The 23,618-nt window shown below is 31.6% G+C and carries 28 protein-coding genes; 12 read left to right on the top strand and 16 right to left on the bottom strand.

What is annotated here, in order from left to right; genetic code table 11:
* Positions 1–37: 37 nt before the first annotated feature.
* The 7 genes from ACXAG4_RS01295 to rsfS all read right to left on the bottom strand — a co-directional run bounded on the left by ACXAG4_RS01295 (position 38) and on the right by rsfS (position 6,038).
* The gene (locus ACXAG4_RS01295; RefSeq protein ID WP_475294269.1) at positions 38–1,177 is read right to left on the bottom strand and encodes a DUF6786 family protein; all 1,140 of its coding nucleotides are present in this window, start codon (positions 1,175–1,177) and stop codon (positions 38–40) included.
* 15 nt (positions 1,178–1,192) lie between these two features.
* Positions 1,193–1,459 carry an acyl-CoA-binding protein gene (locus ACXAG4_RS01290; protein ID WP_475294268.1) on the bottom strand — a complete coding sequence of 89 codons (267 nt, stop codon included), beginning with the start codon at positions 1,457–1,459 and terminating at the stop codon, positions 1,193–1,195.
* Positions 1,460–2,110, bottom strand: coding sequence for a phosphatidylserine decarboxylase family protein (locus ACXAG4_RS01285; protein ID WP_475294267.1), 651 nt, complete (start codon positions 2,108–2,110; stop codon positions 1,460–1,462).
* Positions 2,100–2,921 carry a phosphatidate cytidylyltransferase gene (locus ACXAG4_RS01280; RefSeq protein WP_475294266.1) on the bottom strand — a complete coding sequence of 274 codons (822 nt, stop codon included), beginning with the start codon at positions 2,919–2,921 and terminating at the stop codon, positions 2,100–2,102. The genes ACXAG4_RS01285 and ACXAG4_RS01280 overlap by 11 nt, the downstream gene beginning before the upstream one ends.
* Positions 2,922–3,530: an LUD domain-containing protein gene (locus tag ACXAG4_RS01275; RefSeq protein ID WP_475294265.1), complete on the bottom strand. Its 609-nt coding sequence runs from the start codon at positions 3,528–3,530 to the stop codon at positions 2,922–2,924.
* Positions 3,531–3,655: 125 nt separating this feature from the next.
* Positions 3,656–5,659 carry an ATP-dependent zinc metalloprotease FtsH gene (gene ftsH / locus ACXAG4_RS01270; protein WP_475294264.1) on the bottom strand — a complete coding sequence of 668 codons (2,004 nt, stop codon included), beginning with the start codon at positions 5,657–5,659 and terminating at the stop codon, positions 3,656–3,658.
* A 7-nt stretch (positions 5,660–5,666) separates the two neighbouring features.
* Positions 5,667–6,038: a ribosome silencing factor gene (gene rsfS / locus ACXAG4_RS01265; RefSeq protein WP_475294263.1), complete on the bottom strand. Its 372-nt coding sequence runs from the start codon at positions 6,036–6,038 to the stop codon at positions 5,667–5,669.
* A 92-nt stretch (positions 6,039–6,130) separates the two neighbouring features.
* Here rsfS and ACXAG4_RS01260 point away from each other — a divergent pair, with 92 nt between their 5' ends.
* Positions 6,131–6,862 carry a biotin--[acetyl-CoA-carboxylase] ligase gene (locus ACXAG4_RS01260; RefSeq protein ID WP_475294262.1) on the top strand — a complete coding sequence of 244 codons (732 nt, stop codon included), beginning with the start codon at positions 6,131–6,133 and terminating at the stop codon, positions 6,860–6,862.
* Here ACXAG4_RS01260 and ACXAG4_RS01255 read toward each other — a convergent pair.
* Together ACXAG4_RS01255 and pyrE are read right to left on the bottom strand one after the other, a co-directional pair.
* Positions 6,859–7,254 (bottom strand): SRPBCC family protein, encoded by a 396-nt coding sequence (locus ACXAG4_RS01255; protein WP_475294261.1) that lies wholly within the window; start codon positions 7,252–7,254, stop codon positions 6,859–6,861. The two genes, ACXAG4_RS01260 and ACXAG4_RS01255, sit on opposite strands and share 4 nt — an antisense overlap.
* 30 nt (positions 7,255–7,284) lie before the next feature.
* Positions 7,285–7,929, bottom strand: coding sequence for an orotate phosphoribosyltransferase (gene pyrE / locus ACXAG4_RS01250; protein WP_475294260.1), 645 nt, complete (start codon positions 7,927–7,929; stop codon positions 7,285–7,287).
* A 131-nt stretch (positions 7,930–8,060) separates the two neighbouring features.
* On the opposite strand from pyrE, the gene ACXAG4_RS01245 reads away from it, so the two are divergent.
* The 3 genes from ACXAG4_RS01245 (at position 8,061) to ACXAG4_RS01235 (ending at position 10,911) form a co-directional block, all read left to right on the top strand.
* Positions 8,061–8,648 carry an NUDIX hydrolase gene (locus ACXAG4_RS01245; protein ID WP_475294259.1) on the top strand — a complete coding sequence of 196 codons (588 nt, stop codon included), beginning with the start codon at positions 8,061–8,063 and terminating at the stop codon, positions 8,646–8,648.
* Between the two features lie 130 nt (positions 8,649–8,778).
* On the top strand, positions 8,779–9,162 hold the full coding sequence (locus ACXAG4_RS01240) for a hypothetical protein (protein WP_475294258.1): 384 nt from the start codon (positions 8,779–8,781) through the stop codon (positions 9,160–9,162).
* A 129-nt stretch (positions 9,163–9,291) separates the two neighbouring features.
* Entirely contained in the window at positions 9,292–10,911 is a 1,620-nt protein-coding gene (locus tag ACXAG4_RS01235; protein WP_475294257.1) for a SulP family inorganic anion transporter, read from the top strand.
* A 52-nt stretch (positions 10,912–10,963) separates the two neighbouring features.
* On the opposite strand, the gene coaD is transcribed toward ACXAG4_RS01235, so the two are convergent.
* From coaD to ACXAG4_RS01220, 3 genes are read right to left on the bottom strand one after another with little or no spacing between them, the layout of a single operon-like run.
* Positions 10,964–11,419, bottom strand: a complete 456-nt coding sequence (gene coaD / locus ACXAG4_RS01230; RefSeq protein ID WP_475294256.1) for a pantetheine-phosphate adenylyltransferase — start codon at positions 11,417–11,419, stop codon at positions 10,964–10,966.
* A 32-nt stretch (positions 11,420–11,451) separates the two neighbouring features.
* Positions 11,452–12,057 carry a zinc-ribbon domain-containing protein gene (locus ACXAG4_RS01225; RefSeq protein WP_475294255.1) on the bottom strand — a complete coding sequence of 202 codons (606 nt, stop codon included), beginning with the start codon at positions 12,055–12,057 and terminating at the stop codon, positions 11,452–11,454.
* Between the two features lie 59 nt (positions 12,058–12,116).
* A complete protein-coding gene (locus ACXAG4_RS01220) occupies positions 12,117–13,091 on the bottom strand; it encodes a D-alanine--D-alanine ligase (protein ID WP_475294254.1) in 975 nt (324 codons plus the stop codon).
* Positions 13,092–13,221: 130 nt separating this feature from the next.
* Between ACXAG4_RS01220 and ACXAG4_RS01215 the strand changes: the two genes are divergently transcribed.
* Complete coding sequence (locus ACXAG4_RS01215) at positions 13,222–13,782, top strand: PASTA domain-containing protein (protein WP_475294253.1); 561 nt, start codon at positions 13,222–13,224, stop codon at positions 13,780–13,782.
* Positions 13,783–13,788: 6 nt separating this feature from the next.
* Positions 13,789–14,823: an RluA family pseudouridine synthase gene (locus tag ACXAG4_RS01210; protein WP_475294252.1), complete on the top strand. Its 1,035-nt coding sequence runs from the start codon at positions 13,789–13,791 to the stop codon at positions 14,821–14,823.
* A 6-nt stretch (positions 14,824–14,829) separates the two neighbouring features.
* Here the strand turns inward: ACXAG4_RS01210 and ACXAG4_RS01205 are convergent, their stop codons facing one another.
* Positions 14,830–15,705 (bottom strand): AraC family transcriptional regulator, encoded by an 876-nt coding sequence (locus ACXAG4_RS01205; RefSeq protein WP_475294251.1) that lies wholly within the window; start codon positions 15,703–15,705, stop codon positions 14,830–14,832.
* 116 nt (positions 15,706–15,821) lie between these two features.
* On the opposite strand from ACXAG4_RS01205, the gene ACXAG4_RS01200 reads away from it, so the two are divergent.
* From ACXAG4_RS01200 to ACXAG4_RS01175, 6 genes are all read left to right on the top strand, one after another.
* On the top strand, positions 15,822–16,724 hold the full coding sequence (locus ACXAG4_RS01200; RefSeq protein ID WP_475294250.1) for a carbohydrate kinase family protein: 903 nt from the start codon (positions 15,822–15,824) through the stop codon (positions 16,722–16,724).
* 11 nt (positions 16,725–16,735) lie between these two features.
* Positions 16,736–18,244 carry an L-fucose/L-arabinose isomerase family protein gene (locus ACXAG4_RS01195; protein ID WP_475294249.1) on the top strand — a complete coding sequence of 503 codons (1,509 nt, stop codon included), beginning with the start codon at positions 16,736–16,738 and terminating at the stop codon, positions 18,242–18,244.
* Positions 18,228–19,115, top strand: a complete 888-nt coding sequence (locus ACXAG4_RS01190; RefSeq protein ID WP_475294248.1) for a class II fructose-bisphosphate aldolase — start codon at positions 18,228–18,230, stop codon at positions 19,113–19,115. The genes ACXAG4_RS01195 and ACXAG4_RS01190 overlap by 17 nt, the downstream gene beginning before the upstream one ends.
* 133 nt (positions 19,116–19,248) lie before the next feature.
* Positions 19,249–19,851: an MCP four helix bundle domain-containing protein gene (locus ACXAG4_RS01185; protein WP_475294247.1), complete on the top strand. Its 603-nt coding sequence runs from the start codon at positions 19,249–19,251 to the stop codon at positions 19,849–19,851.
* Positions 19,852–19,951: 100 nt separating this feature from the next.
* Complete coding sequence (yaaA, locus tag ACXAG4_RS01180) at positions 19,952–20,710, top strand: peroxide stress protein YaaA (protein ID WP_475294246.1); 759 nt, start codon at positions 19,952–19,954, stop codon at positions 20,708–20,710.
* Positions 20,711–21,391 (top strand): uracil-DNA glycosylase family protein, encoded by a 681-nt coding sequence (locus ACXAG4_RS01175; protein WP_475294245.1) that lies wholly within the window; start codon positions 20,711–20,713, stop codon positions 21,389–21,391.
* Between the two features lie 5 nt (positions 21,392–21,396).
* Here the strand turns inward: ACXAG4_RS01175 and ACXAG4_RS01170 are convergent, their stop codons facing one another.
* The 3 genes from ACXAG4_RS01170 to ACXAG4_RS01160 form a co-directional block, all read right to left on the bottom strand.
* A complete protein-coding gene (locus ACXAG4_RS01170; protein ID WP_475294244.1) occupies positions 21,397–21,861 on the bottom strand; it encodes a RidA family protein in 465 nt (154 codons plus the stop codon).
* A gap of 55 nt (positions 21,862–21,916) precedes the next feature.
* Positions 21,917–22,825, bottom strand: a complete 909-nt coding sequence (locus ACXAG4_RS01165) for a 3-keto-disaccharide hydrolase (RefSeq protein ID WP_475294243.1) — start codon at positions 22,823–22,825, stop codon at positions 21,917–21,919.
* 84 nt (positions 22,826–22,909) lie between these two features.
* Positions 22,910–23,563: a YceI family protein gene (locus ACXAG4_RS01160; RefSeq protein WP_475294242.1), complete on the bottom strand. Its 654-nt coding sequence runs from the start codon at positions 23,561–23,563 to the stop codon at positions 22,910–22,912.
* Between the last annotated feature and the right edge of the window lie 55 nt (positions 23,564–23,618).

Raw genomic sequence — 23,618 nt, 5'->3', positions numbered from 1 at the left:
TAAAAAGAACAAGTATTTTGTGTTTCTTGCAAACACGTTAAAATTTAGCGTCATTCAAATCAAAACCTAGTAATTTTTTACTAAGTTCATGTAATGTGTTTTTTGGAGCATGAAAATGATAAACACGTTGCCAATGTGTTGTTGTTTCATTAGGTTTTAAAACTTTTAAAGGCGCATTACTTTCTAGCTCAAAAAAATCAGTGCTATTATTGTAAATGGGTATGGCTTCACCGTTATAAGGAGTGTCTTGAATGCTTACATGTGAGTTTGAATATAAGCTATCAGTCTCTTTTTTATATTGAATAATAGTGAGCTTGTTTTTTAGTTTTGAATAACAACCATAAACAGTTGGTGCAAATTGCGGTGGTATACCAATTTTACTTCTGTATTGTCCATCTGTTTTAAATAAAACAGTATTGTTTTTTACAGTGAAACGTGTGCTATCAATTGTGGCTAAGTAGGTTAAAACATCGTGTTTTGTACCTTGGTTTTTTAGCGGAATAATAACTACAGAATCATCACCAGGATACATGCCTGCACTCCATAAACCAGCTAAACCTGTGTGCTTTTTCCATGTAACAGTATCAATGTTTTTTAGTTTGTGATAAGTTTCAAAAGCTACAAATTTGGTGTTTTTATGAACTTCAATATTTAAATTATTATTAATGTTTTCTTTTGAAAGAATACTTATTTCTCGGTTAATTTCAATTTTAAATTGTGTGCCTATATAATTGGTAAGTTGCATGGTTTTAAATAACTCAACCTTACTTTTGCTTTTGCTAATAACGCTGTATGGTTCAGCATCTATGGTTGCAGGTACTTTCCAATTATCATCATGTAGTGGTTGTATTTGCTGGAAATAAAAAGAAAACTGAGACCCAAGTGGCGCTATCCAAAGGCGTTCTTCACCACCAATACTTTTAGTTGCATCTGTTAGTGCTGTTTCGTTTATCCAGCCGTTGCTTAAGCCTTGGGTATTATTATAAGTACTGGTTAAAATTCTGCCTTGGTAAAAAGGTGATATTAAAATTCTAGAATTTCCATTGTTATTGGTTAGTTCAAAAGCTGTTTTATCATCAAAAAGATTTTGGTAATATTGGTAATTTTTTACAGGAATATTTTTGCTACAGCTAACAATAATAATACTTAATAATAGAAAAAAGTATAGCTGTTTCATAGTGGCTTTAGTATGTTATTCTCTGTATAAAAAATACTTATTTACCAGTTCTATGTAAGCTTCTTTGGCTTCGTTTTCTGAAATGCTTTTGGCTTGAAATAAAGCATTGGTTTTAAAGGCATTAATTAAGGCTTCTCTACTTCGTGGTTTACCATAATCGTTAGTGGCCTTTTTGTAATAAGCATATAATTTTAACAGCGTATCTGCCGGAAAAGGGTCTTTATGGGCATTAACTCTGGCTACTGCTTCTTCAAATGCTTTATCTAAATCTTCGTTCGTCATTTATGCTTCTGCTATAACTGTTTCGCCGCCTTTAACTTTTTGGTTTAATTGTACTTTTATGTTGGTGTTTAATGGTAAAAACAAATCTACTCTAGAGCCAAATTTTATAAAACCGGCATCGGCACCTTGCACAGCTTGGTCTTCAACTTTTGCATAATTTACAATGCGCTTAGCTAGTGCACCAGCAATTTGCCTGTATAAAACTTTTCCGTAGCTAGGGTTTTCAACAACAATGGTGGTACGTTCATTTTCTTCACTGGCTTTAGGATGCCATGCAACTAAATATTTGCCTGGGTGATATTTACTAAAAAGTACCTTACCGCCAATAGGGTAGCGCGTTACGTGTACGTTTATGGGCGACATAAATACACTTACTTGTAGGCGTTTTTCTTTAAAATATTCTTTTTCAAATACTTCTTCTATAACTACCACTTTTCCATCAACAGGTGATATTACCTGCGCTTCATTTTGAATTGTGTTACGTTTAGGGTTTCTAAAAAATTGTAAAATAAGTATTAAAAACACAAGTAAAGCAACAAGTATTAAGGTGCGCAACCATGTTATTGAAATAAAACTATCAACTAATAAAAATAACGCAACAACAATAACCAAAGTTATTATTATAATTTTATGACCTTCTTTATGAAACATAGTTTAAAATACTTAGAAATGAATAAATAAATGGTGCTGCAAATATGATACTATCTAACCTATCAAACAAGCCACCGTGACCTGGCATAATAGAGCCACTATCTTTAACACCAGCTTGTCTTTTAAATTTAGACTCTATTAAATCTCCTAAAGTGCCAAAAACACTAACTATAACACTTAAAATTAGCCAATTAGTAAAATTTAGTGTTTGTGTAAAGTTAGCAATAAAATAGCTTGCAATACAAGCAAAAAATAAACCGCCTAAAAAACCTTCAACTGTTTTTTTGGGTGATATTTTTGAAAAAAGTTTTTGTTTTCCAAAGTTTTTACCAACTAAATATGCAAAAGAATCGTTTACCCAAATGAGTATAAAAGCTCCCAAAAGTATGTTGGCATTATAGTTTTTTTGATAATTAGCTATTAAGTTTAAGAATATAAACGCACTTGTTATATAAAAAGTGGTTAATATAAAACGTTTTGTTGAAAATAACGGAATGGTTTTTTCTGAAAACAAATCTTTAATTAAAAATAACTGAACAAAAATAGTTAAAACGGTAAGTATTTGTGTGGCTTCTTCTAAACCCAAACGTGTATTTAGTATTAGTTTCCAGTAAACAAAAACAAAATACATAATTATAAAAATAAAATAAGGTATAATGTTTTTTAGCTGAATTAACTTTTTAAACTCGGCAAGTGTTACAAGACCAAATGCAAAAAATAGAATTATTAATGCGTGCTTATTTTGCATGCAGCCAATAAGTAAACCAATGTATACAAGGCCTGATAGCCCTCTAGTAAGCATTTCTTTCATTTATAAATCTTCTAAAAGTAGTAGGTATAAATTTTTTGCGCTACTGCCGTAACTTAAAAAGTCTTTTTCTTCGCTAGATTTAAAATGTTTGATGGTTGTAATGTTTGTTGGAATTTTTTGACGGTTTTTTGATTTTATACCTCGTAAGCCTTCGCCTATGTTTTCAACAATTTGGCTTGTTGTAGCAAAAACTACAAAGTTAAAAGGTAGCTCGGGTAGCTTTTTTTCAAATATTTGTTTTGATGATATGAGCAAAGAACCATCATTAGCAATTAGGTTTTCACAAGTGGTTAGAAAAAATTCAGATTCACTAACAAGCCTTGAAGCTTTAATGTTTGTACTTTTAAATTTATCAGTTAATTGTTCGTCTAACAATAAAACCTTTTTTTCTTGCCATTTATTTTCTTCAATAATAAGATCTAAATTTTCATAAACTTCATTTAAATCTTCACAATACAAGAACTTGCCACCATTAGCTTTAAAATTTATTGTAAACCTTTCGTCTATTGGTAGCTTTACTTCTGGCATGTATTTGCCTCTTTCATCAGATTTTAGTTCTTCAGATTGTTTTTCAGATTTAGAACCAAAAAGTTTTCTAAAAAGACTCATTTAGTAGTAGCTATTAACCTAATCTTATTGTTGAATATCAAATATAAAAAAACTTAAAATAACCTTAAGGTTATTTTAAGTTTTTTAGTAAAAGCATAACAAAAATACTAAAATTTAGCTGCTTTTTACGAATTTTCTTTTGTTTCAGAACTGTTTTGAGTATTTTCAGGTGTTTCGGTGTTCTGTTTTTCTTCTGTTACAATGGCTTCTTCTTTTTCAAAAGCACGCTTACCAAAAATGCGCTCTAGGTTATCTTTAAAAATAACTTCTTTAGTTAAAAGTTCTTCGGCAAGTTCAGTAAGTTTATCTTTATTTTCTTCAAGTAATTTAACAGCGCGTTCATATTGTTTTTCAATAATATCTGATATTTCTTTATCAATTAATTCGGCTGTTTGCTCACTATAAGGCTTAGAAAAGCCGTATTCACTTTGACCGCTAGAATCATAATATGTTAAGTTACCAATTTTATCACTTAAGCCATAAATGGTAACCATGGCACGGGCTTGTTTGGTTACTTTTTCTAAATCACTTAATGCTCCTGTAGATATTTTGTTAAAAATAACTTTTTCGGCAGCTCTACCACCTAGTGCAGCACACATTTCATCTAACATTTGTTCTGGGCGAACAATTAAACGTTCTTCAGGTAAATACCATGCGGCACCTAATGAGCGGCCTCTTGGTACAATAGTTACTTTTATTAATGGAGCCGCGTGTTCGAGCATCCAGCTTACAACGGCATGACCAGCTTCGTGGAACGCAACTGCGCGTTTTTCACTTGGTGTAATTATTTTGTTTTTCTTTTCTAAACCGCCAATAATTCTATCTACAGCATCAAGAAAATCTTGTTTATCAACTTCTTTTTTACCATTTCTGGCAGCAATTAAAGCAGCTTCGTTACAAACGTTTGCAATATCGGCACCCGAAAAACCAGGTGTTTGTTTAGATAAAAAATCAGTGTCTAAATCTTTTGATTTTTTTAGCGGGCGTAAATGCACTTCAAAAATTTCTTTACGCTCACGTACATCTGGTAAATCAACAAAAATTTGTCTGTCAAACCTTCCGGCACGCATTAGTGCTTTATCTAAAATATCGGCTCTATTGGTTGCAGCAAGTACAATTACATTGGTGTTTGTGCCAAAACCATCCATTTCAGTTAATAACTGGTTTAGGGTGTTTTCGCGTTCATCATTACTTCCAGACATGGCGTTTTTACCTCTAGCACGACCAATGGCATCAATTTCATCAATAAATATAATTGAAGGCGATTTTTCTTTGGCTTGTTTAAACAAATCACGTACGCGCGATGCACCTACACCAACAAACATTTCAACAAAATCTGAACCTGAAAGTGAGAAGAAAGGTACTTTAGCTTCACCAGCTACAGCTTTTGCTAATAATGTTTTACCTGTACCTGGAGGGCCAACTAGTAATGCGCCTTTTGGTATTTTACCACCTAAAGTGGTGTATTTTTCAGGGTATTTTAAGAAATCTACAATTTCTTGAACTTCTTCTTTTGCACCTTCTAAACCAGCTACATCTTTAAAGGTTGTTTTAACCTCGGTATTTTGGTCAAAAAGTTTTGCTCTAGATTTTCCTATATTGAAAATTTGGCCGCCAGCGCCACCGCCAGCGCCGCCAGACATTCTTCGCATTATAAAAATCCAAACACCAATAAGTAATAAAAATGGTAATAAACCAATTAACAAGTTGCCTATGGTATCAGTTTCAGTATCAAACTCAATAATAGGTTTAGTGTCTAGTTCTTTAATGGTGTTGTTAAGTTTGTTTTCAAAGTTTTGAAGATCGCCAAACTCAAATTTATAATTAGGTATTCTGGTAACCGATGGAATAAACGGCTGTTGTTTAGAATTTTTGTGTATGTCTTTAGCTTCGGCATCTTTGGTTAAATATACGCGAGCCACTCGGGTATTTTTAACAATGTCTATTTTTTCAACATCGCCATTGGCTAAATATTTAAAAAAATCTGAAGTTGTGGTTTTAGATCCGCCACTGCTAGAGGTGTTTCCAAAAAATTGAAACCCTAAAAATAGGGCTAGTAAAATACCGTAAATCCAATACGGGCTAAACTTTGGCTTTTTATCTTTGTTGTTCTTTTTATCGTTTGCCATGTGTTTTTTAATAACTTGTTTCTATTACTGTTGTTTTTGCGTCTCCCCAAAGGCTTTCAATGTCATAATATTCTCTAACATGTTTTTGGAAAACATGCACAACAACATTAACATAGTCTATTAAAACCCATTCGGCATTGTCTTCACCTTCAACATGCCAGGGTTTGTCTTTAAGTTCTTTGCTTACCTTTTTTTGAACGGCGTTTACTATGGCGTTTACTTGTGTGTTAGAAGTACCTTCACAAATTATAAAGTAATCACAAACAGTGTTTTCAATTTCTCTTAAGTCTAAAATATTTATTTCTTTACCTTTAACATCTTCAATTCCGCTTAAAATTACAGATATTAATTGGTCTGCGCTTATTTTTTCTTTCGCCATTAAATTTATTTAATTTGTACAAAGTTATTATTTTTTAGTTTTTAAAGCTCTAAAAAAATCATAAGATTTGCTAGTATATTTATTACATTTTTATGCATATAATCAAACTTAGTGCCACCAATTCTACAAATAGCTATTTACGTAGCCTAATTGCAGGTGAAAATTTAAACGATTTTACGGCTGTTATTACCCAAAAGCAAACTAGCGGACGCGGGCAAATGGGCACAGTTTGGAATGCTGAGGCTGGAAAAAACCTTACGTTTAGTGTGTTTAAAGATGTTAGTGGTTTTTATTTAGAGCATCCTTTTTACATAAGCATGGTAACTGCTTTGGCTTTAATTAAAACCTTAAACTTTTTTGGAATACCTAAAATTAGTGTAAAATGGCCAAACGACATTTTGTCAGAAAACAAAAAAATATGTGGTGTTTTAATAGAAAATGTCATAAAAAATAATAAAATGACGGCTTCAATTTTAGGTATGGGTTTAAATGTAAACCAAACTGCGTTTGAAAATTTACCCAAAGCATCATCATTAAAAATAATTACCGGACGTGTTTTTAATATTGATGAGGTTGCTATTACAATAATTAATAATTTGAAGTTTTATTTTGAATTTTTGCAGGCAGGCAACATTACAATTATAAAAAATGAATATGTTAATTATTTATTCAGAAAAAATAAACCTTCAACATTTTTAGATGCTGAAGGTTGTATGTTTTCTGGTTTTATTAAAGGTGTTACCAATACCGGCAACTTAAAAGTTTTGGTTGAAGATGGTATTGTAAAAACCTTTGATTTAAAAGAAATTCAATTGTTGTATTAAATTGCCTTTGGTATGCTTGTAGCAAGGGTTTCAATAAATTTGCTTATTGGCCCTTTTATCATCATTGCCATCATGGGGTTAAAGTTACCTGCAAACTGTAATTGTACTTCACTAGCACTATCAGCCGTTTGAACAATATAGCCTGTTAACGAAAAATCTATTTTTCCGCCAGCAGCGCCTAAAACAATTTTGTTTGGTGGCACAACTTCTTTCTTTTTAAGTATTATTTCGGGCATACCTTTAAGTGCAAATAAAAACTTATCGTCTTCTAAAACCTCAAACTTGCTAATGTTTTCGGGCATTAACGATTCAAAGTTTTTAACATCAGATAAAAAGTTGAAAACATCTTCGGGAGATTTTTCTACGTTTATTTTTGGAGATTCTAAATTCATTTATATTTAATTTTAATTACAACTAGTGTATCAAATAGCGTTCCATTCACTTGGGTTACTATTCCATTCAGCTAATGTTTTTAGTTGTTTTTCGGTAATGTAGTTGGTGTCTAGTGCTTGCTCAAGTAAACTTTCGTAATTACTTAAGGTTTGAAGCATTAGGTTTTCGTTTTCAAAGTTTTTGGTAGCCACTTCAAAACCATAGGTAAAAATAGCTATCATGCCTTTAACATTTATACCTGCATTTTTTAATGCGGTAACAGCATTTAAACTGCTTTTGCCTGTACTTATTAAATCTTCAACTACTACAACATTTTGGCCTTTTTCAATAAAGCCTTCAATTTGGTTTTTACGTCCGTGGCCTTTAGCATCTGGTCTTACATAAATAAAAGGTAAGCCTAAATACTCGGCAACTAGCATACCTATACCAATGGCGCCAGTAGCTACACCAGCAATGGCATCGGGTTTTCCGTATTGTTTTTCAATTTGTTTTGCCATAGTTTCTCTAATGTAATTTCTAATGGCAGGGAACGATAAAATTATACGGTTATCACAATAAATAGGTGATTTCCATCCAGAGGCCCATGTAAAGGGTTCTTTTGGGCTAAGTTTTATAGCGTTTACTTGTAATAAAACTTCAGCAGTTTTTTTGGCAGTATCTTTATTAAAAATCATGAGCCAAAAATACAGATTAATTTCGTTTTTATGTAAGAGTATTATTGTTAAGCCAAATATTTTTTTCAACAATTATTGGTTTGTTACTAAAAATGATATTTTTACCATTAGTTAAACACCAAATATTATTTATGTATAAAATTTTTGTTGGAGATAAGCCTATAATTTTAACCACTGAAGTAGCTGAAGAAACTAATTTTAAAAATTACTTGTTAGATACTGTAAACATTGGTAAAGTAATTAAAGAGCTTACTAAAACAGATTTAAAAGAAGTAAGACTTATTCATGAAAACCATGAAAAATTACTAAGTAAATTTTTAAAAAAATTACCAAACGTAGTTGCTGGAGGCGGAAAAGTATACAACGAAGAAGGAAAGGTTTTATTTATTTACAGAAATGATAAATGGGATTTGCCTAAAGGAAAAGCAGAATCTAATGAATCTATAGAAGAAACATCTATACGTGAAGTAGAAGAAGAAACTGGTGTAACAGGTTTGCAAATTACAAAACCGCTACAAACAACCTACCATATTTTTAAGCGTAACGGAAAACATAAAATAAAAGTTACTTATTGGTTTGAAATGAAAACTAGTTTTAAAGGTGTTTTGTATCCGCAAGAAAAAGAAGGAATTACAAAGGTGGCATGGTTAAATAAAACCGAATCTGACCAAGCGTTATTAAATTCTTACGCCAATATTAAAGTTTTAGTTGCTGATTAATTTTCAGTGATAAATCAAAAACATTGTAAACCTTTTAAAAAAAATGTTAACTTTAGTGAAATTAATAGCAATATTTCGGTTTTTGTGTGTGAATGCTTGAAACCGATTTTTCTTAAAAAAATAATAAATAATGAAAGAGCACAAACTCTCTTTTGGTACAATTTTAATTTTAAAACCTAACTTAGCCGAAGTTATTATTGATGAAGGTGTTGTGATGAACGAAATAATGGTAGATTTATACCACGATTTTTTACTAAGCCATTTAGAAGCACCGTTTTCATTAATAATAAACAAGAAGAATTCCTATACGTATACTTTTAAAGCTCAAAAAATAATAGCTAGCTTACCGCAAATACACTCCATGGCTGTTTTAGTTGGTAATAGTGGCGCATTAATGTCTACCGAAACATTGATTAAAATTAATGAAGCTAGTGATTGGAATATAAAATTATTTAGAACCAGACCCGAAGCTTTAAAGTGGATTAAAAGCCATTACGAAACTACACTTACCTAAAATATAATTATTATCCTGTAAAATTTTAATATTATTTACTAAAACGTTTTAGTATTTGTCATTTAGTAATAAATGACAAATAACTTGTTGCTTGCGCTTTTAAACTTAAATTTGCACAAAATTTAAGGTATGACAGATTTTATAAGAAAGCGTACAAAAAATGCTAAAAACGATATTTTAAGTGGCGCAACAGTAGCATTAGCACTAGTACCAGAAGCCGTAGCATTTGCTTTTGTAGCCGGTGTAGATCCGTTAGTTGGGTTGTACGCTGCCTTTATGATTGGTTTAATAACATCAATTTTTGGAGGACGTCCGGGTATGATTAGTGGTGCCACAGGAGCTTTAGCAGTTGTAATGGTAAGCTTAGTGGCTGAAGGTAACGCTATGGGTGCAGAAAGTGAAAACCTAGGACTTTACTATTTGTTTGCCACCGTTATTTTAATGGGAATAATTCAAATATTTGCAGGTGTTTTTAAACTTGGTAAATTTGTTAGGCTTATTCCGCACCCGGTAATGATGGGCTTTGTAAATGGTTTAGCTATTGTTATATTTTTAGCACAGTTAAAAATGTTTAAAGATGTTGATGGTAACTTTTTTACTGGTTCACAAATGTATACCATGATAGCTTTAGTTGGTTTAACCATGCTTATTATGTTTGCATTACCCAAATTTAAACCAACAAAAAAATTACCCGAAGCACTTATTGGTATTTTAGTAGTATCTGCCATTGTAATTTTTGGAAATTTAGATGTTGCTACAGTTGGTAGTTTTATTAGAGATGGTGGTGGCGAAGGCTTAAAAGGTGGCTTGCCTCAGTTTCAGTTTGATATTTTTAATAAAATACCTTTTAACATGCAAACATTAACGTTTATTGGTCCTTACGCCTTTATTTTGGCGGCTATTGGTTTAATAGAATCTTTAATGACTTTAAATTTAGTTGATGAGTTAACTGAAACCCGTGGTAACGCCAATAAAGAATGTATGGCACAAGGAGGAGCAAACATAATTACTGGCTTATTTGGTGGTATGGGTGGTTGCGCCATGATTGGGCAATCTATTATTAATATAAAAGGAGGTGGCCGTGGTAGGCTATCGGGTATTGTGGCAGCAGTATTGTTGTTGGTATTTATATTATTTGCTTCATCATATATTGAGCAAATACCAATTGCAGCTTTAGTTGGTGTAATGTTTATGGTGGTAGTTGGTACTTTTGCGTGGAGTAGTTTTAGAATATTAAGAAAAATACCCGTAAGTGATGCTATTGTGTTAATAGCAGTGTCTTTAATTACCGTTTGGAAAGATTTAGCTGTAGCTGTTATCGCCGGTGTTATTATCAGTGCTTTAGTGTTTTCTTGGGAAAATGCCAAACGTATTAGAGCTCGTAAACGCTTAAAGGATGATGGTACCAAAGTATACGAAATTTGGGGACCATTATTTTTTGGGTCAATAAAAGCGTTTAATGAAAAATTTGATGCAAAAAATGATCCTGATACTATTGAAATAGATTTTGTTGAATCTAGAGTAACTGATCATTCTGCAATAGAAGCTATTTATAATTTGGTGAATAAATACGAAGCCGAAGGAAAATCAATTAAATTAAGGCATTTGTGTGAAGATAGTAAAGAGCTTCTTTATAAATCTAGTCCTAAATTTAGAGAAGTTATTGTTGAAGCTGTTGATGACCCCAGATATCATTTGGCTGCAAACCCTGAAAAGTTTACAAAATCACTTTCAGAATATAAATTGTAAAAAAAATGCCTTTTGAAAAAACAAAAGGCATTTTTTTTTAAGTGTTTTTATGTTACTTCGCTCTAACGCTACTTGGTACAAGTTTGGTGTAATCACCTTTGTTTCTAATGACATCACGCACAATTGAAGATGAAATGTATGATGTATTTGCAGCAGTCAATAAAAAAACGGTTTCAATAGTTGCTAAATTTCTGTTGGTATGTGCAATGGCTTTTTCAAACTCAAAATCGGCCGGATTTCTTAATCCTCTTAAAATAAAATCGGCATTAATTTCTTTACAAAAATCAACCGTTAAACCTTTGTATGTAACAACTTTAACTTTTGGCTCATTAGCAAAAGCGTTTTCAATAAAAGCTTTACGTTCATCTAAAGTAAACATGTATTTTTTGTCGGCATTAATACCAATAGCTACAACAAGTTCATCAAAAAGCGTAACGCCTCTTGTTATAATATCATAATGACCTAAAGTTAGCGGATCAAAAGATCCTGGGAATATTGCGCGTTTCATTTTTACTTGTTTTTACAGCTAATAATTTAAGTTTAGTGCCTTTCTATGTTGTAAATAACGTTATCATTATATAAAACAACAATTTCTATTCTAGATAAATTTTCGGTAGTATCGTTGTAATTACTAGCTTTATCTATTTTTGAAATACCTGTGCGTTTATCAACTAAATAGTCGTTATAAACTACGCGTATGCTGTCTCTAGATACATTAATAACTTTCATGGTTGAAAAATTGCCAGAATCGGGGTCTTTGTATGAATAAATATCACCTATTACAGGTTCTTTTATAAATACCACTTCGTCTTCTTTGTGTTTAGCATTTGAATATGTAAAGTAAATAATAGCAAGCAGTATAATGGCTAAGCCTGTAAAGTGCCAAAGTGGTGTGCCCTTATGTTTAACAAGTTCAAATTTATGCTTTATTTGTTGTGGTAATTCTTTTAGTTTGAATGTTTTTTTACAGTGATTACATTCTAAAATATTTGTTTTTCCAATAGGAAAAATAGGAATCCAATAAATGTAAAAATATTTACCAAATATGCCATAATTCATGGATGTTTGGTTGTTGCAATTAGGGCAAGTTACGTGGTTTATTTGACCATCTTTTAACCGGGAAGCTTTTGTACCGTAAAAAATCATTTTAATTAGTTGTGGTTAGTACTCAAATATAAGTAAATAAAAAATAAAGATTGTGTCAATTATTTTAAGGCTTCTTCAATGGTATTGTCAAATAAATCGGCAAGCGTAATGCCCGCTATGGCGGCTTGTTGCGGTAGTATGCTTTCTTTGGTTAAGCCTGGTACGGTGTTTATTTCTAGTAAATGTGGCTCATTATCTTTAAAAATAAATTCACTTCTAGAAAAACCAGTCATTTTTAAAATATCATATACTTTGGCGGCTAAAATGTTTACTTTGTTTTCTTGGTTTTTGGTAAGTCTTGCTGGTGTTATTTCTTGAGATTTTCCTAAGTATTTTGCTTCATAATCAAAAAAATCATTTTCGCTAACTATTTCGGTTATAGGTAAAACTTTAGTTTCACCTTTAAAATTAATGACCCCAACAGATACTTCGGTACCATCTAAAAATTGTTCAATTATAATTTCGTCATCTTCTTTAAAAGCAACATTAATAGCGTTTTGTAAATCTTCTTTTTTATGCACTTTTGAAACGCCAAAACTACTGCCAGCTTTATTAGCCTTTACAAAACAGGGTAAGCCTACTTTTTCAATAATAGCATCTTCATTAATAACATCACCTAAATTTAAGTAATATGATTGGGCTGTTTTAATACCGTAGGGTTTTAAAATACTCAAACAATCGCGCTTATTAAAGGTAATTGATGCTTGGTACATGCCACAACTTGTATGCGGAATGCCCAAAAGCTCAAAGTAGGCCTGCATATAACCGTTTTCGCCAGGGGCACCATGAATGGCATTAAAAACACAATCAAATTTTAATGTTGTGTTATTAACGTTGGTGGTGAAATTATTTTTATCAATGGTAAATTCATTATCATTAGCATCAACATACACCCATTTATCTTTAAAAATGTGAATGCGGTAGGCATTATATTTTTCTTTGTTTAATGTGTTGTAAACAACGTTTCCGCTTTTTAATGAGATTTGATATTCACTAGAATATCCGCCCATAATAATGGCAATATTTTTTTTCATTTAAGTAAGTTAAGTGTACGTCTAAAACCAGTGATATTTCGTATTTTAATTTATAAGCTAAAATATCATATAAATTGCAAAAGAAAAAGCAGTTCTGTTTTTATATATTTGCGTATTCAAAATTCTGCCCATGAGTATTATTAAATTTTTAGTAAGCAAAGCTTTTTTTAAGCAAGTATTATTAGCTGTAGTGGCTGTAGTTGTATTGTGTTATATTATGTTATTGTGGTTAAAAGGCTATACAAACCATGGCGATTTTGAAACGGTACCAGATTTAAAAGGAAAATCTATTAGTGTGGCTCAAATGGCACTTAAGGACAATAACTTGGTAATGCAAATACAAGATTCGTCTAATTATAATCCAGATTTTCCAAAGTTTTCAGTAATAGAACAAGATCCTGTTGCTGGTGCTCAAGTAAAAGAAAACAGAAAAATATATATTACTCTAAACCCTTCGGGTTACAGAAAAATTGAAGTGCCAGATTTAAGAGAGCGTACTTTTAGGCAAGCAAAACCAAATTTAGAAGCTTTAGAATTTGTTGTTGGAAAAATTACTTATGAAGACAATATTGGTAAAGATTTAGTTTTGAAAATGTATCATAAAGGCAATTTATTAAAACCTGGAGATAAATTACCAAAAACATCAGTTATAGATTTGGTTTTAGGAAATGGGAACAGACCAAGTAACTAGTATTTAATGGAAGATTACACACCACAGTTACCCGAAGACGATAGCTTGCACGAACATTATTCATTTACCGTAGGAAAAGGGCAAACCCCTTTGCGTGTAGATAAATATTTAATGAATTTTATTGAAAATGCAACTCGAAATAAAATTCAAGCGGCCGCAAAAAACGGTAATATTTTTGTGAATGGTGTAGCTGTAAAATCAAATTATAAAGTAAAGCCCGATGATGTTATAAAAGTAATGTTTGAGCACCCAACCTACGAAGGTTTGCTAGTTGGTGAAAACATACCTTTAGATGTTGTTTATGAAGATGAAGAGCTTTTGGTAGTAAACAAGCCAGCAGGCATGGTGGTGCACCCTGGGCACGGTAATTATGCTGGTACATTAATAAATGCGCTTATTTATAGGTTTGATAATTTACCCAATAACTCTAGTGATAGGCCTGGTTTAGTACATAGAATTGATAAAGATACAAGCGGACTTTTGGTGGTTGCTAAAACCGAACATGCAATGAATCATTTATCAAACCAGTTTGCCCAAAAAACAAGCGAGCGTGAATACGTAGCACTTGTTTGGGGTAATGTTGAAGCTGATGAAGGAACAGTAGAAGGCAACATAGGAAGACACCCTAAAAACAGGCTACAAAACACCGTTTTTTTAGGTGATGAAGCCGAAAAAGGTAAACCAGCCGTAACACATTATAAAGTTTTAGAGCGTTTAGGCTATGTAACACTAATATCTTGTAAATTAGAAACAGGGCGTACACACCAAATACGTGTTCATATGAAACATATTGGGCATACACTGTTTAATGATGAGCGTTACGGTGGTGAAAAAATACTTAAAGGCACAACATTTACAAAGTACAAACAATTTGTAGATAATTGCTTTAAGGTATTGCCAAGGCAAGCATTACACGCAAAAACATTAGGTTTTCAACATCCGAAAACGGGTGAATTTATGCGTTTTACTTCAGTAGTTCCTAATGATATTCAGCAATGTGTTGAAAAATGGCGTAACTACTCAAAACATCAAGAATTATAGTGGTTTTTACGCTATAAAAGGGTGAACAGATTTAAAAATAGTTTTACGGTATTCGTGTGGTGTTATTTGCATGTATTTTTTAAACTGTCTATGAAAAAAAGCCATGTTTTCATAACCACATTTAAAACTTATATCAATTAGCTTATCGTTAGTTTCTTGTAAAAGAATACAAGTTTTTCTAATTCTAAATTCATTTAAGTAATTTGTAAAACTTCGGTTAAATTGTTTTTTGAAAAATTTACAAAAAGCACCAACTGATAAATGGGTAATATTAGCTACATCGTTAAGTATAATTTTTTTATGATAGTTTTGCTCTAAATAATCTAAAACAACCTTAGTTCTATAATCTGTTTTTTCAGAAAATTGAAAAGCGTCTCCTTCAACAGATAATAGTTTAGTAGCTTCACAATGCGATAAATCTGTTAAAATATCTAGAAAATGTATAAGCTTTTTATCGGCAGGTAACGTTAATAAATCCAGCATTTTTTTGCCAATGGTTTTGGTGAAACTTGCATTTGTAAATTTAATACCAGCACTGGCAATTTTAAGCATTTTTTTTAATGCTTTTAACTCTTTGTTCGTATTTAAAAAACCGTTTAAAATGAAGGGTTCCCATTGTAAACAAATAGATTTTACACCGCCGCTGTAGTCTTTTTCATTTATCCAGCAATGGGGTGTGTTACTGCCAATAAGCACTAAATCTCCTGCAAAAAAATTATCAATACTATTGCCAACATGCCTAATGCCGCTGCCTTTTAAAATATATGTAAGCTCAAAATCTGCATGGTAGTGCCAAGGTGCGGTAAACTTTGTTTCTTCAAATATAAAAGCTAAAACCGAACTGTTAACATCATGTGTAATATGTTCTAATTGTGGTTTCATGTGTTTGGCTTTTATAAGTTACTTCAAATTTAATTAAAATAGTACATGTTTTGATGAATTTTACATTTAAAATAATTCTATTTCACTAATACCTTTGAAATATTAAAATATACGTTATGAAAGTATTGTGTAGTGGTTTAAATGTTGTTGATCTTTTGGTGTCTGTTCCTTCAGAAATTAAAGTGGGTTATAAAAACGAAACAGGAGGTATTAAAATGCAAGGAGGTGCTCCTGCAGGTAATGCAGCATGTGCATTATCTTCCTTAGGTTTTGAAACCTATTTTTTAGGTTATTTAGGAGATGATGCATTAAGTATTGTAGCGCAAAATGAATTGAAAAGGTTTGGGGTAAAAGATGATTTTTTATTTTTTAGAAAAGAAGCATCTCCAGCTGTGGCTATTGTTCAAGTAGACAATAAAGGCGAGCGTACAGTTTTATATTCTTTGGAAAATTATATACCATTTTCATTTTTAGATGTAAGCGAAAACCAAATAGCAAACTTTGATTTAATATTAGTTGATGGTTATGATACCGAAATTAATCTACACCTTTTACGCTTAGCTAAACGCTTTGGAATACCTACTGTTTTAGATATGGAATCTGGCAATTTAGAAGTTATGCTACAAATGTTAAAACTAAGCACGCACCCTATTTTGCCTCTTGAATGTGCTCAAAATATTACGGGTAAAAAAACAGCCGAGGCCTGTTTAAAATCATTACAAAACCTCACGACAGGCCAAGTTGTTATAACTGATGGAGCAAATGGTGCTTTTGCAATACAAGATAAATTAGTAATTCATCAGCCGTCATTTAAAGTAAAAGTTGTTGATACAACAGGCTGTGGTGATGCCTTTCATGCGGCTTATGCAGCTGCATTATTACAAGGGTTTTCTTTAGAAAATAGACTTTTATATGCAAGCTTTTATGCATCAGAAGTTGCAAAATATTTTGGCGGACGTACTTATTTGCCTACAGCAGAATTTATGCAACAAAATGCACCAATATTAGTAACAAACTAAACTATTCTAACATGGAATTATTAAACAATATATCAGTTAAAAATGGCATTGTTAGCCATTTATTTGAAAAGGTTATAACACCTGCAAAACCAGCCTACGTATCAAAAATTGCTTTGGTTGGTATTGGTTTAGAAGAGCATTTTAATTGGCAATCTATACTTTCAAACTACAATAAAGCAAAAAACAGTTTAAAGCAGGTATTGCCAGTAGATAAATTTGAGCTTACAGCAGCAAACCAGCCACTGCAAACTAAAGAAGAAATACATGAGTGGTTACAGAGTATGCATGCTCAAAATATAGATGGATTAATAATATACCAAGCATCATTTATTGCGGGAGATTTGGCGGCAACTCTAGCACGTTGGTTAAACCAAAATGTTATACCGGTACTAAGTTGGTCGCATGATGAGGTTACTGGCGGGCGTTTATCAAACAACCGTTTATGTGGCCAAAATTTCTTGTTAAATATTTTTAATTCATGCGGAGTCAAGTATTCGTGGTTGTTTGAATCTCCAGACGATGTTGATTTTGAAGGTAACATTCTAAAATTTGCAAAATCTGTATACACCGTGGCCTCAATAAATCAAAAAGCAGTTGGTATGATTGGAGGGTTTAGAGTACCCGGTTTTTATGATTGTGAATTAAATGAATTAGCACTGTTAAATCGTTTTGGAATAAAGGTAGATAGAATTGATTTTCAAACCATTTGGCAACATGGTCAAAAATTTTCAAACGCCATAATTTTTGAAATAAAAGAAGAGTTGCTCCATCATCCGTTATGTAAATTTAATAATGTAACAGATGAGCAAATTGAAAAGTCTATTCGTTTATCACTAGCTGTAGCAGATTATGCAAGAATTAATGATTATTTAGGTATTGGTTTAAAAAACTGGCCAGAATTGTTTGATCATTACGGAATTGCTGGCGATGGTGCCGGTGCATTAATTCAAGATTTAGGAATTCCTGTTGCAGATGAATCTGATATGGGAGCCCTCTTAACTATGGTGCTTATTAATCAATTAAGTTTTGGCGAAGGTATTCCAACATTAGTAGATTTATCGTTAGTAAATAAAGAAAAAAATCACATTGGTTTTTGGCATTGTGGTGGCGCACCAACAAAATTAATAAAAGAAGAAACAGGTTATGAAGTTAGAAATCATAGCATTTTAGAGAATTTTGATGAAGCTAGTAGCGTAGGGATGTTGTTAGAGTTTTTACACAAAGAAGGCCCTGTAACCATAGCTAAATATCAATATCCAGATGCTTCAAAGGTGTTGGTTTGGGAAGGTGAGATAAAAACATCTGAAATGGCATTTAGAGGAAGTTATGCCGAAGTAGCACCTCTTAAAAATTCTGCAGGTAATATTTTGAGCACTGTTTTAAATAATGGTTTAGATCATCATTGGATTATTGGTAGAGGCTATTTGCAAAAAGATTTAAATGAGCTTAACCATTGGCTAAACATTACAAATATTAATATTGAACAAAGCAAAAATCAGTTATATGGACACAGTAATTAAACAACCGCCAAAAATTGTTTACAATCAGCATTTTAATAGTTTAAAAGACTTATTTATTGATTACCGAAATACACAACGTTGTTTACCAGCATTTAATGTAAACGATAATTATGATTTGAAAGCGGTAGTAGAATCGGCTAATGAAATGGATACACATGTTATGGTAATGACGTATCCGCCCGTAGCAGAACTTAATACGCCAGAAGTATTTCGTTCGCTAGTTGATGGATTTAAAAAACACGCAAACAATAACGTGTACCTGCATTTAGACCATAGTACATCGGTAGATTTATGTAAACGCGCTATTGATGCCGGATATGATTCTGTAATGATTGATGGTTCTCAAGTATCATTACAAGAAAACATAGCCATGACCAAACAAGTAGTTAATTATGCAAAATCTGCGGGTGTTGTTGTTGAAGCCGAAATAGGAAAAATTATGGGCCGTGGCGTAAAAGTGCAGTGTGATGATGATTTTTTAGCTAGTGTAGACCACGTAAAACAATTATATAAAGAAACAGATGTAGATATCATTGCTGTTGGTATTGGTACAGCACACGGTTTTACACCTACAGAGCCTAAAATTCATTTTAATAGGTTACAAGAAATAGCCAATGCAGTGCCTGTTCCTTTAGTCTTACATGGTGGTACTGGTATACCTGATGCAGATATACAAAAGTCTATAAAAATGGGCATGAGTAAAATAAACATTGGTACCATTGTGCATACAACATATATGAAATATGCCTTAAAAGAAATTTTAAAAGCCGGTGATACAGCTTATCCGCCATTTATAATGAATGAAGTATTGCCAAAAATAAAAGCTGTAGTAAAAAACAGATTACAAGCTGTAAACTATCAAAAAGCTTAAAGTTTTAATAATTAATTAGTGATTGTTTTTGTTTAACAGAAGAAAGCCTACCTGTAATGTTAAAGGTGGGCTTTTTTTATGGTTTTCTTTTTTTAATAATTATTTTTATACAATAACTAAACTAAAAAAAAATATGACTGTATACAACAAAATAAAATGGGTTTTAGGCATTTTAATAATCTTTGTTTTAATTGTAATTACCAATTTGGTAGACAGAAATAACTTTGTAAGGGTAAGAGATTCTGTAGAAACAATTTATGAAGATAGACTTGTTGTAAAAGGACTTATTTTTGAAATGCAAGCAGCTATTCATCAAAAAGAAATGGCTGCGGTTTTAATAGACTCTTCGTTTTTCAAAATTAAAAATTCAACATTAAATTCTGCACTTAAAGAGCATATTCAAGCTTATGAAATTACTAAGCTAACACCCAAAGAAAATAATGAGTTTACAAATTTAAAGTCAAATTTCATAAAATTACAAGCAGCTGAAAAAGCATATGTTAATTCAAATTTTCAAACTAATAATAACGTATTGGCTTCAATTTCTAAAATAAAAAATAATCTGCAAAGTTTGTCAAAAATCCAGTTACAAGAAGGTAGTAGGCAAATGGCAATAAGCCAAAAAGCTATTGATACTGTTGAACTTTTTACCCAAATGGAAATATATTTATTAGTGTTTTTGGCATTGGTTGTTCAAATTATAATTTTATACAACCCTAAAAAAGAAAATAAATAATTCGCATAAATTTATTTTATAATTACATTACAAATACTTTTAAATACCACCTTAAATACTTAATAAGTAATTGTAATTTTGAGTAATAAATAAAACCTCTATGAAATTAGTTATATCTCCAGCAAAATCGTTAGATTTTGAAACCAAATTGCCAACAAATACACACACTGAAGCTGTTTTTTTAAAAGAAGCAGAACGCTTAAATAAAGAGCTTAAAAAAAAATCGGCTAAAAGTTTGTCAAAGCTTATGAGTATTTCTGATGCTTTGGGGCAATTAAATTATGAGAGAAATCAATCATGGCGTTTACCGTTTTCAGAAGAAAATGCAAGACCTGCAATTTATGCTTTTAATGGCGATGTTTATAAAGGTTTAGATGCATACACTATTCCGCAAGAAAAATTAAATACATTACAAAATACTGTAAGAATTCTTTCGGGTTTATATGGTTTGCTAAAACCAACAGATTTAATACAACCTTACCGTTTAGAAATGGGTACAAAAATGCCTATTGGAACTAAAAAGAATTTGTATGAATTTTGGAAAAATAAAATAACTGAAGCTTTAAATAATGAATTAACAAATGATGAATTGTTTTTAAATTTAGCTAGTAATGAATATTTTAAAGCTGTAGACAATAAGGCATTAAAAGTTCCTGTTGTTACTGCTAATTTTAAAGATTTTAAAAACGGGCAATACAAAGTCATTTCATTTTACGCCAAAGCAGCACGCGGTATGATGGTGCGTTACATAATAGATACCAATGCAAAAACAATTGATGATTTAAAAGGTTTTAATTACGAAGGTTACGGTTATAGTGAAGAAATGTCTTCAAAAAATGATTTAGTTTTTATAAGATAAATGTTTTTGCACAAACATCCTTACAAACCATTTATAAAAAACAATACTCAAAAATTAATTGTTGGTACGTTACCACCACCAAGATTTTCAATGGGAGAATTGCATGATAAGGATGTAAATTTTTGTTACGGTAGCTACTACAATTCTTTGTGGCTGTATATTGATAAAATTCATAATTTAAATTTACGTTATGATAATTCAAAAGAAGCAGTTGAGCAGCGTAAGCATTATTTGATTACAAATAAAATAGGTGTATGCGATATAGTTGAAAGTGCTAACCGCAAAAAAATTGATGCATCAGATTTAGGAATGACCAACATAAAATTACGTAACATATTTGGTTATTTACAGCAATATCCAAACATACATACTGTTTTATTTACTGGTGGAAATAGTAAAAATGGTCCTGAGTATTTTTTTAGAAAACATTTAAAAGATTATAATTTAAAATTGAAGCTGGTAAATAACGAAATACCAAGAATTCATCAGTTTGTAATGCCTACTTCAAAGGGAAAATTTACTAAAAACAACCGTCTAATAACAACTGTATCATTAACATCAGCTTCGGGTAGTGCCAATAGAGCTATTGGCAGTATGCCATTGTATAAGTATTTAAAAGCTAAGAATCCTGAATTTTCAACATTCGACTATAGATTGATGCAGTATCAAGAGTTTTTTTAAAGTAATTACTCTAATGTTTTTATGGTAAAAGAAGCCGTAAGCCCTACACTAAAGTTTCTAGGAAGCTTATGTACGCCAAAAATAGCTCTAGCATGTTTTCCTTTTTCTTCTAAAACATTTAAAAACAAATCTGAAGCTCCATTAACAACTTCAGGAGTGTCATCCCAATGGTCTGCAGATTGGTAATAAGCATCAATATGGTTTAAACCAATAACGTTTTCAAAACCAATATTTTTATCAACTTGAGCCAATACATTTAATGCGCAAAGTTGCATAGCTTTATAGCCTTCTTCAGTAGAAATATCATTACCCAAGCGCCCTTGGTATTTAAAAATATCATTTAAAATAGGAAACTGAATGGCAATATAGGCTATTTGGTTTCTAATATTTACAGAAACGTAGCTGCCTCCGGGAGTTGATGCGTTTGGTAATGTTAAGTTAAGTGTTTTAAGTTTTTTAGAAATATTCATGATGTTCTTTTAAAAAATACTTTTAAAATTACAGGCTTTAAAATTTTAATTAGCTCTAATACTCACAACTTTCGGGCTTATTTTTTACATAGTAACTTTTATAGTTTTTAGCTTTTTTATCCATGCAACCACAAAGGTTTAGTAGTTTTAAGTTTTTAAAATCAATAGGACTACTTTCGGCTTGTAAAACAATGTAACCTTCGGTTAAAATACGGCCTTTTTTTTCAATCCAGTTATTTTTTGTTTCAATAATTTGTGCTTTATCCCAGTCTTTACCAGCTTGTTTTTCAGTAATAAAACCTCCGTTTATTTGTGGTTTTTCAAAACGTAAAACACTAGAGTTGTTTATAATAAATTCCATGTATTCACCACCCATTACTGTAGCATCAACATGCACCCATTGGTCTCCGTGATATGTTTTTGATGATGATTTAATACAATGATCAAAATTAATAGTATCATTCATTACTACAGCAGTTCCGGGTGTGCAAACATTGCCAGTAGTTCTGTTTGCATTACCTAAACCACCAAGTAATTGTAACTCAACTGATACTGGAAATGTTTGTCCAATTTCATTACTTGCAGCCGATTGTGAGTGTAACATAACACCACTGTTTCTAACATTCCAGTGAGATCCGCCTTCAATCTGTTCGCCTACAAACCTATAATCAAAACTCAATTTGTAGTATGAAAACGGTGTTTTGTAATACATATGCCCAAATTTGTTATTAAAATTAGTGTAATTATCATAGCGCACACGTATCATACTATCTTGTACTAAAAAGGTGTTTTTGTAATTGTCGTTTAACTGGTGTCCTGCAAATTTAATTTCCCAATTACTTAAATCTTTACCGTTAAAAAGTGATATCCAGTTTTCGGTATCAGGGTCGTTGTTAGTTTTAGTGTTTGTTTTGCATGCAAGAAATAGAGTGCTAAAACAAAGTAGTGTAAAAATATGTTTCATGTTGGTTTAGTTGGTTAAATAAAAAAAGCCACCTAAAATTATTTAATTATTTTTAGGTGGCTTGGTGTTTTGTTAAAAGCTATGTTATTTAGTAGCTTTTACAGTAACTTGTAATTCAATATCATCGTTAATAAACTTATCTCCAAGGTTGTCAAAAAATGATTTTGAACCATATTTCACATCCCATTTAGAGCGGTCTATAGTAAAAGTTTCACTAGTTAATGTTAAACCGTTATTAGCAGTATTAACAGTAACAGGAATTGTAATATTGTTAGTTTTTTCTTTTAAAGTTAAATTTCCAGAAAGCATTGTTTTACCTTCGGCTTCACTCATGCCAGTAATTTCAAAAGTGGCATTTGGGTATTTTTCAACATCAAAAAAATCGGCATTTTTAAGGTGTCCAGTTAATTTCCCATTACCTTCATCTTCAGCAGGAATATCTAAAACAACAATAGAGTTCATATCAATAGTAAAAGTGCCACTTGCAATTTTACCATCAGTAATTTCAAAAGAACCATTACTTATTTTAATTGTGCCATCATGTGAGCCTGTTGGTTTGTAACCCTTCCAAGCAATAGAAGATTCAGCAGTGTTAACTGTATATGTCTCTGCTGCTACTTCGGCAACAGCAGCTTCTTCAGCGGCCTTTGTTTCAGCTTCTTTAGCTTTGTCTTTACAACTAAAAGCCGTTAATGTTAAAATAGCTAATGCGCAAATAGATAAAATGTGTTTTTTCATTTTTAGTGATTTTTGTTAAGTAGTGTAAAGTTAGGTAAATGAAGCGAAACCAAAT

This window comes from Seonamhaeicola sp. ABD4_175 (assembly GCF_056160885.1).
The sequence above is the reverse complement of the archived record's forward strand: the minus strand, read 5'-3'. Positions and strand labels throughout refer to the sequence as shown.